A 12,105-nucleotide genomic window follows, 5' to 3' on the forward strand; every position below is an offset into this window, starting at 1 on the left:
CGGTGTCGACTCCGCCTCGGTCGACCCCCTCAGCGCGACTGCCGGTAGATGAGGTTGCGCTGGATATCGTTCGCGCCCTCGTAGATCACCGGAATGCGCACGTCGCGGTAGACGCGGGCGATTCTGCGGTCGGTGAGGATCGATCGGCCGCCGTGGAGCTTCATCCCCTGCTCGGCGCAGTCGGTGGCGACCTCGGTCGACTTCGTCTTCGCCAGGGCGGCCCAGTAGCCGGCGTCCTCGTTGTCAGCGACCTTCTCGCAGGCGCGCCAGTTGAGCGCGCGGGCCGACTCGAACCCGATCCGCATGTCAGAGATCGTGTGTTGGACCGCCTGGAACTCGTCGATGGTGCGGCCGAACGCCTCGCGCTCGTCGATGAACGCTTCCGCCTCCTCGATGGCAGCGGCGGCCAGCCCGAGCCCGTGGCCGCCGACGACCACGCGGCCGTGGTTGAAGAAGTCCGCGAGGACGTAGAAGCCGCCGCCCTCGCTGCCGACGACGTTCTCCTCGGGGACGAAGCAGTCCTCGAAGACGATGTGGCCCTGCTTGGAGGCGCGCATCCCCATCTTCTCGGGGATGTGCTCGGCCTCGTAGCCGTCGGAGTCCGTCTCGACGATGAACAGCGTGTAGTTCGAGTACCGGTCGTCGCTCTCGCCGGTCTTCGCGTAGACAGTGAGCCAGTCGGCCTCGACCGCGTTGCCGACCCAGTACTTCTCGCCGGTGATCTCGTAGCCGCCCTCGACCTTCTCCGCTTTCGTCGTCATCCCCGCGAGGTCCGAGCCGGTCTGCGGCTCCGAGACCGCGAGGCCCGAAATCTGGTCGTTCTCGGCGACCGGGCGGAGGTACTCCTCCTTCTGTTCGTCGGTGCCGTACTGCTCGACCATCTCCGCGCCGAAGCTGGCGAGTTGAAGCGTGAGCGCGATGCCGGCGTCCGCGCGGTAGAACTCCTCCGCGATCGCGAGCGTCTGCGCGAGGTCGTACCCCTTCCCGCCGTACTCCTCGCCGATGTCTTGGGCGACGAGTCCGGCGTCCATCCCCGCTTCGAGCACCTCCCACGGGTACTCGCCCGACTCGTAGTACGCCTCGGCGTTCGGGGCGATGTACTCGTCGGCGAACTCGCGGGCCTCCTGTTTGACGTCTCGCGCGCGCTCCGGCACGACGCTGTCGTCGAGCAGCTCCATGCCCGCACTGAGACCCCCGCGGACAAAACGTTCGTGGAACAACGAACAACTCCGGGCGTGTTTACGACTCGTCGTTTTCGGCGTCGCCTCCGGCACTGCTCGCGCCGCCGACTCCGTCAGACTCGTCGTCGTCGATGTCGGGGTCCTGCCCGTCGTCTCCCTCGTCTGACCCGTCAGCGTCGTCGATTTCGGCGGTGTCGTCGTCGGGTTCGGCGGTGTCGTCGTCGGGTTCGACGGTGTCGTCGCCGACGTCGACCGCTCCGTCCGCGACCTCGTCGGCATCGGCGATCTCGACTTCGTCGGCGACGGTGGCCGCGGTCTCGTCGTCGCCCGCCGCCGCCGGTTCCGATTCTTCCGGCGGCTCGGCCGGGTCGGCGGGCTCGAACCCCGCGGTTTCGAGGTCCGCGTCGGCGTTCTCGCGCGGGTCGACGCCGCGCTCGCGGAGGACGGCGCGCGTCGCTTCCCTGTCGACTGTTCCCGAGACGGTCCGGGGCAGTTCCTCGGCGTATGCGACGGTTTTCGGGATCTTGAACCTCGCCAGTCGCTCGCGGGCGAAGGCGACGAACGCCCCCTCGTCGATGGGTGCGGGTCCGATGGGGTCAGCTCCGGCAGCCGGCTCCGCGATTTCGTCGTCGTTCGGTTCCCCCTCGGTCGTCTCGGAACCGTCCGGCTCGGAGGTGACCTCCGGGGAAGCGTCTTCTGGGGAAGCGTCTCCCGAGGAAGCGTCCTCAGGGGACGCGCCGTCGTCGCCGGGATCGGCGGCGACCGACGGGAACCGGTCGCCGACGGCGAGGAGTGCCGCGACCCGCTCGCCCCACACGTCGTCGTCGAGACCGACCACCGCCACGTCGTCGACCTCCCCGTACTCGCGGAGCACGTCCGCGACCTCTCCGGGTTCGACGTTCTCGCCGCCGGTGATGATCCGGTCGTCGACGCGGTTGAGCACGTGGAGGTACCCCGACTCGTCGAACCGTCCGACGTCGCCGGTGTGGAGTCCGTACGGTCCGAAGTCGGAGCAGTCGAGGGCTGCGGGGTCGATCCCGTTCACGTCGACCGCGTCGGACGCGGGGAGGTCGCGCTCGTCAGCCCCGTCGGGAGCGGGAGCGTCCCCGCCTTCGGCGAGGTACCCCGGCGTGATCGTCGGTCCGCTGACGGCGATTTCGCCGGTCTCGCCCGGCCCGACCGGGTCGCCGCCGTCGCCGACGACCGTCACGTCGGTGCCGAAGAGCGGCCGGCCGACCGTCCCGATCCGGTCTCTGGTCTGTCGCGGCGTCGCGGTCGTGATCTGCGAGGCGGCCTCTGTCATCCCGTACGTCGGGTAGACGGGGATCGAGTAGTCGCGACACCGCTCCAACAGCTCCGCCGGCGCCGGCGCGCCGCCCAGCAGGACGACGCGGAGCGAGTCCGACAGCGTCCCGCGGCGGTCGAGCATCCGCTTGAGCATCGTCGGGACGAGCGAGACGCCGGTCACGTCGTAGGCGTCGATGTCGTCGGCGGTGCCGCCCGCGTCGAACCCCTCGCGCAACACGAGCGTCGTCCCGTACAGCACCGACCGGTACACCGGTGCTAGCCCGCCCATGTGGTGGAGCGACAGCGACACGAGCCACCGGTCGTCGGACTCGACGCCCAGACGGAACGCAGAGGCGACCGCCGAACTGTACAGGTTGCCCGCGGTCAGCGGCACGGGCTTGGGTTCGCCGGTCGTCCCGGAGGTGAACAGCACGCAGAGCGGGTCCGCGAACGACCACTCCGAGGGGTCGAGCGACGCCGGGTCGACGTCGTGGATCCCGGTCACGTCCGCGCTCGTCGCATCGTCGACGGAGTACACGGGAACCCCCTCGATCCGAGACGCGGCGTCGGTCGCGGTCGACTCGGTCGGCTCCGCGCAGACGACCGCGTCGAGGTCGGTTCGCTCGATCCGTGCGGCGATCTCGCGGGGGGTCAGCTCTTCCCCGAGCGGGACGAACGTCGCCCCGATCCGCATCGTCGCGTGAACGAGACCGACGGTACCAACGTAGGGGGGCGTCAGCACGCCAATCCGATCGCCCTCGCCCAGCCCGTGGGCGACGAGCCGCCCCGCCGTCTCGGAGACGAGGCGGTCGAGATCGGTGTAGCTCCACGCCTCGCCGTCCTTGGCGCGGACGAGGGCGGTGTCGTCCGGCGACGAGACCACGCGGTGAGAGAGCCAGTCGCGCATCGGTGTCACCCGCGGTCGCCGGGAGCGGTGGGGCTACTCATCAGTCGGCTGTCGCACGGTCAACACCGGCACGTCCGAGGTGCGGACGACGCGCTCCGTGACGCTCCCCAGCAGGTAGCGGTCGAGACCCTTCCGACCGTGGGTACCCATCACGACGACGTCGATGCCGTGTTCGTCGACGTAGTCGTGGATCGATTGGTAGGCGGTCCCGGACACAACGGTGGTGACGCACTCGACGCCGGCGTCGGCCGCGGCGTCCGCCACGCGTCTCGTCGCCTCCTCGCCCTCGGATTCGAGCGCGTCGACGACGACCTCCGCCCCGGCCTCCAAGCCGGAGTACGCCCCGCCGTCGACGACGTACAGCGCGTGAAGGCGGGCGCCGTACTGGTCGGCGAGGTCGATCGCGTGTTCGATCGCGGCGTCCGACGCCGGGCTGCCGTCGGTCGGAACGAGGATCTCTGAGTACATCTCGGTGTGGGGGTACAGCGGGAATCGATTAAAAACCCGATCCAACGCAATCCGCCCGGACCGTCTACACCGGGAAACAGCCTTACCGGAAGCCCATCGCTTCGATCTGCTCTTGGTACCGGTTCCGGATGGTGACCTCGGTGACCTGCGCGACGTCGGCGACCTCGCGCTGGGTCTTCTTCTCGTTACACAGCAGCGAGGCGGCGTAGATGGCGGCCGCCGCGAACCCCGTCGGCGACTTCCCGGAGAGCAGTCCCTGTTCGGCGGAGACGTCGATGATCTCGGTCGCCTTCGACTGGACCTCCTCGGAGAGCTGGAGCGAGGACGCGAACCGGGGGACGAACTGCTTCGGGTCGACCGGCTTCAGCTCCAGCCCCAGCTCCTGGGAGATGTACCGGTACGTCCGACCAATCTCCTTCTGCGGGACCCGCGAGACGTCCGCGACCTCGTCGAGGCTGCGAGGGATTCCCTCCTGCCGGCAGGCGGCGTACAGGGCGGCGGTGGAGACGCCCTCGATGGAGCGTCCCCGAATGAGGTCCTCGTTGAGCGCGCGGCGATAGATCACCGACGCCACTTCGCGTACCGAGCGCGGGACGCCGAGCGCCGAGGCCATGCGGTCGATCTCCGAGAGCGCGAACTGGAGGTTGCGCTCGCCGGCGTCTTTCGTCCGGATCCGCTCCTGCCACTTGCGCAGGCGGTCCGATCTGCGACCGCTTCTCAGAGGAGAGCGACCGCCCGTAGGCGTCCTTGTCCTTCCAGTCGATCGTCGTCGTCAGCCCCTTGTCGTCCATCGTCTCCGTGATCGGGGCGCCGACGCGCGACTTCGACTGCCGCTCGTTGTGGTTGAACGCCCGCCACTCCGGCCCGCGGTCGATGTTCCGCTCGTCCAAGACGAGCCCGCAGTCCTCACAGACGAGCTCTTGGTCTGCGTCGGTGACGATGTTCTCCGAGTCACACTCCGGACAGGAGACCGTCGATTCGTCCGTTTCCTGCTCCGTGTCTCGCTCCTGTTGCCGTTGGCGGCTCGGACGTTCCATTAAAAGGTTTCTGGTCAGTCGCACATTTAACTCTTGTCCACCCCGTTAACGACCCTGATGGATCTGCGACCGTTAGGAACTGCCTTCTCCACCGGGTACAGCGCCCGTAACGTCGGAACGAGAAATTCGGTGCCACCCCGGCGATAGGTTCGACACCCCGCCATCGCCGTCGCCGCAACGCACGAAACGTGACCGCGAGTCGGGGTCGGAATCTGTCGGTTCGGGTTCTCGGGATCGACCGCGGCGCCCTCACCCGACGGTCGTGGGAATCACGGATCCCACGCGTCCCGATGTCGTCCTCTCACTCTATATTACTGTGGAACATCTATAAAGACTTTTGTATAACCTCTGCCAATGGATGCGTATGAGCACTACCTCGTCTCCCGGCATCGAACGCACGCTCCGCGGCTGTCGCCCCGCCGACGTCGACCCGGTCGTCATCGACGCGTCCGACCTCGACAGCACCGCGCCCGAACACCTCCGCGACCTCAAGCAGGGGCTGGCGGCCCGCGGCTACCAGCCCGCCGCGGTCGCGACCGAGGCGGAGTTCGACGCCGAAAGCACGCTCGAACGCCAGCGCGAGGTCGACCGGCTCCGGGGACTCGTCCGCGCCGCCTCGTTCCTCGGCGCCGGCCGCATCGAGGTCGGCGTCGACGAGGCGGCGTGCGAGGAGGTCCGCACGGCGCTCGCGGCGCTCGCCGAGCGCGCCGACCGCGAGGGCGTCGAGTTCGTTCGCGTCGGGGGCGACGGCGCCGCCTGACCGATGGCCACGAAGCGGTCGCTCGCGACGAAACTCGGCGTCGTCGCCGGTTTCGAGCGCCCTGACGCCGCCCTCGAACAGTACCCGACGCCGCCCGAACTGGCCGCCCACGTCGTCCACCTCGCGGACCTCCACGGCGACGTCGACGGCCGGACCGTGGTCGATCTGGGCGCCGGGACGGGGATGCTCGCGCTGGCCGCCGCGCTGCGCGGTCCCGCCCGCGTCGTCGGTCTCGAACTCGACGGGGACGCGCTCGCGACCGCCCGGGCGAACGAACGCCGCGTCGCCGCCAGCGCGCCGGTCCACTGGGTCCGCGGCGACGCCACGCGCCCGCCGCTCGCCGTCGCGGAGCCGGTGACCGTCGTGATGAACCCCCCGTTCGGCGCACAGGACGGGAACCGGAACGCCGACCGGGAGTTCCTCGCGGTCGCGAGCGATATCGCCGACGTCTCCTACTCGGTCCACAACGGCGGCAGTCAGGAGTTCGTCGAGGCGTTCGCCGCCGACGAGGGCGGCGAGGTGACTCACGCGTTCGCGGCCGAGTTCCGGATCGAGGCGCAGTTCGACCACCACGCCGACGACGCGCGCGACATCGAAACCGAAGTGTACCGGATCGAGTGGTCCTGAGAACCGCCCTGGCTCCTCCGGCGTCGGGACGACCGACCGCGCTACTGCCGTCCTTCGTACGTTTCCCGCTGCGCGATCCGCACCCGCGTCTCCCCCGGACCGCGAACACCGCGTCGCTCCGCTGAACGAACGTGACTCCCCGCAGCGTCACCGACTCGTTCGCCGCCGGGAACGGCGCGCTCGCGTTCCCGCCGGGACCGTCGACCCGCAGCTCGAACCCGCCCTGCGTCGCGGCGACGGTGACGTTGCGGCCGTCGATCCGCGGTTCGGCCCGCGCCGGGTCGCTCGTGAACAGCGTCCGTCTGGTCTCGTTTCGGACCGCGTCGACCCGGTAGGTCGGGCCGCCGTTCGCGGCGACCCAGCCGACGCGCTGGACCCAGACGGTCTCGCGCCAGCCCGTGCCGCCCACGTCGACCGCGCGGTACCCCCAGAACGCGAGGTTCCCTTTCGAGACCGCGGTCGTCCATATCTCGCGGTCGGGATCGCTGACGATCACCCCCGACGTGTTGACCGACGTCGAGCGACCGAACGCCTCCACGTCGACGACGCTCACGAGCCGATCCTCGACGTTCTCGGCGTAGGTCACCTGATACCCCTCCACCTCGACCGGGTCGCCGGGGAGGTCGCCGTCGTCGACGGTGACGAGGTTCGGGACGACGCCCGGTCCCGCGACGACCGCCAGCGCCGCGACGAGGAGGAGGAGACCGACCGCCGCCGGCGTCGCGGATCGGATTCCCGCTCGTAGCGTCTCCGGATCCGGGGTCGCCCGCGCTGGCCACAGGGGATCGTCGCGCGAGACGGCCGCGACGGCCACGATCGCGGCCAGCAGCGCGAGCAGCCCGACGCCGACGGCGCGGTACAGCTCGTACCGCTCGTTGCCGAGGTACCAGTACACCGCCCACAGCCGACGCGAGGCCCCGAACAGGAGCAGGGCGCCGAAGACGACGAGCGCGGACCGTTCGGTCGCGTCCGCGGCGGAGTCGCTTTCGGTCGCGTCCGCGGCGGAGCCGTCGCCGTTCGCGGCCGCGGTCGGATGGAACCGCCACCTACCGGCGGTCGCGTCCCCGTCGCTCTCGATCCCGGACCGCCCGCGACTCGTCTCGCCCCGTTTGCGAGCGCGGCGGCGCAGGAGGAGGACCGCGATCAGCGCGCCGCCGATGAGTCCGAGCGCGTGCCCCTGGATCGCGATGTTCGCCCAACTCGGCGCGCCGTACGAGGGGGACGCCTCCGCGAACGCCACCGGGACCCGGACGGCGTCGTAGAGGACGCCGATGAGCGTCGTCCCCGCCATGGCGACGACCGCGGCGACGGGACGCGACACGAGCGCGAACCCCCAGTACGCGAACACGACGACGGAGAAGCCGATTACCGGTCCCAGCGCGAACAGCGCGGACCCGAGACCGAACGCGACCGCGGCGCCTGGGACGATCAGGAACGCCCGGACGAACGGGTTCGATCCCGGCGACTCGACGGCGGAAATTCGGCTCGGCAGGCGGCGGATCCGTCCAGGGAGACGCCGCGCTCGGCTCGGGAGCCGCCGCAGTCGAGCCGGAACTCCTCGCAGCCGACTCGGGAGCCGCCTGAGCCGGACGCCGAGGCGGTCGCCGTCGTCGACGTCGCGTCCGTCGGGAAAGTGGCCGTACGCGTACTCGGCGAGCCCGCCGGCGACGAGCGCGGACAGGAGGTTTCCGGTGATGTGACCGCGACTCGAATGCGCGAAGCTGGACCAGAGGAGTCCCTCCGGGTAGAAGTACGACCACGACCGGAACGGGATCACGACCGGTCGGTTCGGGTCGTCAATCCCCGACTGGACGAACAGGTACACCGCGATCACGCCCGCGATCACGACGAGCGTCCCCCACGGGACGCCGAGGAGAAGCCGCGAGCGGAGCGCCCGCGTCCACTCGCCGGCCGGGCGGTCGACGAGGGACACCGCGGCGAGCCCGACGGCGACGCCCGCGGCCCCCGCGGCGAGGTGAACGACGTCCGACGTCAGCGCCTCCGCGACCATGTCACGACGGAGGGGACCGCGCGTACATCAATTCGGGGGGTCGAGCGCGATCCGCCGGTCGGGACGGTACCCCGCTCAGATCTTGTTCTCGGCGTCGTCGGCCAGCTCCTCCATCCGCTTGCCGACGCGGCCGGCGGGAGAGAACTCGTCTTCGCTCATCGCGTTCGCCAAGGCGTTGCCGAGGACGAACACGGCGTGTTTGTGTTCGCTCTTCGATTTGTGAACGTGCGAGGGGTCCACGTCGAGCTCGTCGTACGGGTCGAAAAGCGATCCGTCCACCGTCTCCTGTGCGCGGAAGTGCTCCATGATCGTCACCATCTGTTCGTGGAGTTCGAGCAGCTCGTCTTTGTGCGATACCCTCGGATACGGTCTGTAGGCCCTTTAAGCGTTGTTGAGGCCGGGACGCACGGTTCAGCCCGTTCGGCGCCCTCGGACGGAAAAAGTGTCGCCGGTGGCGGTCAGAAGACGTACTCGTCTTCGTGGCCCATCATCCCCTCGTCCTCGAACCCGCTGGAGTCGTCGTCCTCCCGCGGGCCGCTCGTCTTGTACGCCTTGATGCCCGTCGAGAGCAGCTCCTCGACCGCCTCCTCCCGGTTGAGGAACTCCCCCTCCTCGACCATCTGGGCAATGTCCGATCTCCAGATGCTCCGGCACCGTTATCTTCACTCGTGGCATTTGCTGTCCGGGTCTTGTAGCATGGCACATATAAAAGTGGCGTCGAAGATGTGTGTATCTGAAAAGCAAACGCTGATGCTAAAAACTCTGTTTTCGACCAATAAAATATACTTTTCAATACCTCGAATGCGGCCGCTACCCATCGCTTCTGACCGACGCTCGCGCGCGGTCTCGCCTCCGAGAGCGACATTCATACGTCGGTCCGGGCCGTACCGCACTTCATGACCTCATCTCGTGTCGACTCCGTCGAGGACCTCACGGACCTCTACCGCGAGTACGGCGACGACCGGCTCCCGCCGGGCCAGCGCGAGACCGACGGCTTCCCCGTCCTCTCGAAGAGCGGGACGCCGTCTTGGGACCCGGAGACGTTCGAACTCGAAGTGTGGGGCGCCGTCGAGGAGCCGCTCGCCTTCTCGCTCGAGGAGTTCCGCGACCTCCCGGCAGTCACCCAGCGACAGGACTTCCACTGCGTGACGGGATGGAGCAAGTTCGACTGCGAGTTCACGGGCGTTTCCGTTGCCGAGCTCGCGGAGCGTGCCGGCGTCCGCGACGACGCCGAACACGTCATGTTCCACGCGCTCGACGGCTACACGACCGACCTCCCGCTCGACGAGTCGCACGAAGCCGGGCGTCCAGCTCGCGTACGGCTACGACGGCGACGACCTCCCGGCCGACCACGGCGGACCGGTTCGCGTCGTCACGCCGCACAAGTACGCGTACAAGGGCGCGAAGTGGGTCTCCGGCGTCGAGTTCCTCACCGAACCGGAGCTCGGCTACTGGGAGAAGCGGGGGTACAGCGACACGGCGAACCCCTGGAACGAGGAGCGCTACAGCTGACGACCGAGACCGTCGCCGGTCGGGCCGTCTCTCGGTCGTTCGACCCTCTCTCGCCGCTCGATTTCCCCCGTCTCCTCCGCCCCGATAGTCAGGATAAAGGGTCCCCGTCCCCGAGACGTACCGCATGGAACAGGCGCGCTCGCGGTCGTCGCCGCCGCTGGTCAGCCGGACCACAGCAGTCGACGAGCCGGCGTTCGCGGCGGCGTTCGACGCGCTTCCGTCTCCGCGCACGACCTGGAGCGCGCCCGACGACGCGCTGGTGCTCGGCGGCGGCGCGGCCGCGACGCTGACCGCCTCCGGAAGCGACCGGTTCGCCTCGATCCGCGAGGCGGCGACGAAGCTGTTCGAGGCCGGCGACGTCCACGCCGGCACCGAGGCGGCCCGCCCCCGCGTGTTCGGCGGCTTCTCTTTCCACGAGGGCGCCTGCGACGGCGACCCATGGAAGCCGTTTCCGGAGGCGCGGTTCGTGTTACCGCGGGTCCAACTGACAATCGCGGACAACGGCGCGTGGCTCACCGTCAACGCGGTCGGCTCGGACGCCGACGTGCCCGCCGTCGAAGACCGCTTAGCGAGCGAAGCCGACCGGTTCGCGGCGCTCGACGGGAGCGCCGCCGCGGAGGCGTCCGCCGCTCTCGACCCGCGACCGTCCCGGCCAGGAATCCGCGAGAGCCGCCGGACGACGAGCCGCGAGGCGTGGCGCGAGAGCGTCGGCGCCGCGGTCGACCGGATCCGCGACGGCGACCTTCAGAAGGTGGTACTGGCGCAGGCGCTGGAGGCCGACCTCGCCGGCGACTTCCCGCGCGCGGCGACCCTCGAACGTCTCGCCGAGAAGTACCCCGACTGCCACCGCTACTGGTTTGAGCCGGCCGCCGGGGAGAGCGCCTTCTTCGGCGCCACGCCGGAGCGGCTGGTCTCGCTGCGGGGCCGGACGGTCGAGACCGACGCGCTCGCCGGGACGACCGGGCGCGGCGAGACGCCGGCCGAGGACGAGTGGCTCGCGCAGGAGCTCCTCGACGACGAGAAGAACGTTCACGAGCACGAACTCGTCGCGGAGACGGTCCGCGACCAGCTGGAGCCGTTCGCGGCGTCCGTCTCCGCGGGCGAGCGCCGCGTCCGCCGGCTCGCGACGGTCCAACACCTCCACACCCCGATCACAGCCGAACTCGACGCGGACCGCCACGTCCTCGATCTGGTCGAGGCGCTCCACCCGACCCCCGCGGTTGGGGGGCTGCCGCCGGACCGCGCGCTGGCGACGATCCGCGAGACGGAGCCGTTCGACCGCGGCTGGTACGCCGCGCCGGTCGGCTGGATCGACGCCGCGGGCAACGGCGCGTTCGCGGTCGCGATCCGCTCGGCCGTCGCGAGCCGCCGTCGCGCCACGCTGTTCGCGGGCGTCGGTATCGTCTCCGACTCCGACCCCGACCGCGAGTGGGACGAGGTCCAACTGAAGTACCGGCCGATCCTCGACGAGCTGGAGGGCGACGGCGCGGGCGGTTCGTCTGATCGGTAGCGTAACCGTCCGGCGGCGCTCGCGTCTACTGGAACATCTTGAGCGGCTCGGCCTGCGAGCTCTCCTCGGTCGCCCGTCGCATCTGCTCTGCGAGCTGCTGTTTCGCGTCTCGGATCTCGGTCGCCTGCTCGACGAGCCCCTCGGTCGGGGTGTCGATGCCGGCTATCGGGTCGATACCGTCGGCGATGAGCACCCGCGCCGCCTCGGGATCGGGGAACTGCGGGTCGGACTCGACGACCAGCCCGACCGCGTCGCGGTCGTCTTCCAGCGCGGCCGCGAGCATCGCGCCCGTCGGCCCGGAGACGAGTCCGGACTCGGGCGGCTCTGACACCTCGGCGCGCCCCAGCGCCTCGCCGCCGTCGCCGGTCGCGATCCCGTACAGCTCCGGTGGCGCCTCGTCCTTCTCGCGGCCGAGCCCCGACAGGAACACCGGGAACAGGTCGACCTCGTCGAACCACGTGCTGAGACACGCCGCGACCTCCGTCGCCGCACTCGGGTTCACGGGCACGTCGCTTCGGAGCGCGACGAGGTCGTTCTCGGGGTCCGCGTACAGCCGGACCGGCGTCGTCGCGGCCGTCTCGGACTCCAGGTAGACGGCCACCGGCGGGAGTCCGTCGCAGTGGACGTTCGCGTAGTGGGTCATCCCGTGAGCGTCGATCAGGTGATCGGTCGCGATTTTGCCGACGAGACCGACGCCGGGGAACCCCTCCACCAGCGTCGGCTCCTCCAGCGAGACGTCGTCGTTGAGGACGGAGATGCGTGCCATGCGTGCCCCTACGCCCGGGGCGGACCTAAAGGTGCGGCG

At 69.8% G+C, this 12,105-nt stretch carries 8 protein-coding genes and 4 pseudogenes; 4 read left to right on the top strand and 8 right to left on the bottom strand.

The genetic code is table 11. From position 1 onward, the window contains the following. Positions 1–29 precede the first annotated feature (29 nt). The 4 genes and pseudogenes from ACODNG_RS00160 to ACODNG_RS00175 form a co-directional block, all read right to left on the bottom strand. On the bottom strand, positions 30–1,178 hold the full coding sequence (locus tag ACODNG_RS00160; protein ID WP_434521925.1) for an acyl-CoA dehydrogenase family protein: 1,149 nt from the start codon (positions 1,176–1,178) through the stop codon (positions 30–32). A 61-nt stretch (positions 1,179–1,239) separates the two neighbouring features. Next, complete coding sequence (locus ACODNG_RS00165; protein ID WP_434521926.1) at positions 1,240–3,375, bottom strand: class I adenylate-forming enzyme family protein; 2,136 nt, start codon at positions 3,373–3,375, stop codon at positions 1,240–1,242. Between the two features lie 33 nt (positions 3,376–3,408). Next, positions 3,409–3,843 (bottom strand): universal stress protein, encoded by a 435-nt coding sequence (locus ACODNG_RS00170; RefSeq protein ID WP_434521927.1) that lies wholly within the window; start codon positions 3,841–3,843, stop codon positions 3,409–3,411. Between the two features lie 82 nt (positions 3,844–3,925). Next, positions 3,926–4,880: pseudogene (locus ACODNG_RS00175) on the bottom strand (transcription initiation factor IIB). A gap of 364 nt (positions 4,881–5,244) precedes the next feature. Between ACODNG_RS00175 and ACODNG_RS00180 the strand changes: the two are divergent. After that, positions 5,245–5,640, top strand: a complete 396-nt coding sequence (locus ACODNG_RS00180; RefSeq protein ID WP_434521928.1) for a hypothetical protein — start codon at positions 5,245–5,247, stop codon at positions 5,638–5,640. Positions 5,641–5,643: 3 nt separating this feature from the next. Further along, a complete protein-coding gene (locus tag ACODNG_RS00185; RefSeq protein ID WP_434521929.1) occupies positions 5,644–6,267 on the top strand; it encodes an METTL5 family protein in 624 nt (207 codons plus the stop codon). Positions 6,268–6,308: 41 nt separating this feature from the next. Here the strand turns inward: ACODNG_RS00185 and ACODNG_RS00190 are convergent. The 3 genes and pseudogenes from ACODNG_RS00190 to ACODNG_RS00200 all read right to left on the bottom strand — a co-directional run bounded on the left by ACODNG_RS00190 (position 6,309) and on the right by ACODNG_RS00200 (position 8,953). Continuing rightward, a pseudogene (locus ACODNG_RS00190) lies at positions 6,309–8,278 on the bottom strand (rhomboid family intramembrane serine protease). 75 nt (positions 8,279–8,353) lie between these two features. Then, positions 8,354–8,617, bottom strand: a complete 264-nt coding sequence (locus tag ACODNG_RS00195) for a UPF0058 family protein (RefSeq protein WP_434523033.1) — start codon at positions 8,615–8,617, stop codon at positions 8,354–8,356. A gap of 119 nt (positions 8,618–8,736) precedes the next feature. Continuing rightward, positions 8,737–8,953 (bottom strand): annotated as a pseudogene (locus tag ACODNG_RS00200) (DUF7120 family protein). 380 nt (positions 8,954–9,333) lie between these two features. Between ACODNG_RS00200 and ACODNG_RS00205 the strand changes: the two are divergent. Beyond that, positions 9,334–9,790, top strand: a pseudogene (locus ACODNG_RS00205) (molybdopterin-dependent oxidoreductase). A gap of 124 nt (positions 9,791–9,914) precedes the next feature. Continuing rightward, positions 9,915–11,300 carry an isochorismate synthase gene (locus ACODNG_RS00210; RefSeq protein ID WP_434521930.1) on the top strand — a complete coding sequence of 462 codons (1,386 nt, stop codon included), beginning with the start codon at positions 9,915–9,917 and terminating at the stop codon, positions 11,298–11,300. Positions 11,301–11,325: 25 nt separating this feature from the next. On the opposite strand, the gene ACODNG_RS00215 is transcribed toward ACODNG_RS00210, so the two are convergent. Continuing rightward, the gene (locus tag ACODNG_RS00215; protein WP_434521931.1) at positions 11,326–12,066 is read right to left on the bottom strand and encodes a proteasome assembly chaperone family protein; all 741 of its coding nucleotides are present in this window, start codon (positions 12,064–12,066) and stop codon (positions 11,326–11,328) included. Positions 12,067–12,105 lie beyond the last annotated feature (39 nt).

This window comes from Halorubrum sp. AS12, assembly GCF_051122765.1.
Classification (GTDB): domain Archaea; phylum Halobacteriota; class Halobacteria; order Halobacteriales; family Haloferacaceae; genus Halorubrum; species Halorubrum trapanicum.

Excerpts from the sequence above, each read along its gene's own strand:
- ACODNG_RS00165 (WP_434521926.1), bottom strand. The coding sequence starts at position 3,375 with ATGCGCGACTGGCTCTCTCACCGCGTGGTCTCGTCGCCGGACGACACC.
- ACODNG_RS00215 (WP_434521931.1), bottom strand. The coding sequence starts at position 12,066 with ATGGCACGCATCTCCGTCCTCAACGACGACGTCTCGCTGGAGGAGCCG.
- ACODNG_RS00160 (WP_434521925.1), bottom strand. The coding sequence starts at position 1,178 with ATGGAGCTGCTCGACGACAGCGTCGTGCCGGAGCGCGCGCGAGACGTC.
- ACODNG_RS00180 (WP_434521928.1), top strand. The coding sequence starts at position 5,245 with ATGAGCACTACCTCGTCTCCCGGCATCGAACGCACGCTCCGCGGCTGT.
- ACODNG_RS00170 (WP_434521927.1), bottom strand. The coding sequence starts at position 3,843 with ATGTACTCAGAGATCCTCGTTCCGACCGACGGCAGCCCGGCGTCGGAC.
- ACODNG_RS00210 (WP_434521930.1), top strand. The coding sequence starts at position 9,915 with ATGGAACAGGCGCGCTCGCGGTCGTCGCCGCCGCTGGTCAGCCGGACC.
- ACODNG_RS00185 (WP_434521929.1), top strand. The coding sequence starts at position 5,644 with ATGGCCACGAAGCGGTCGCTCGCGACGAAACTCGGCGTCGTCGCCGGT.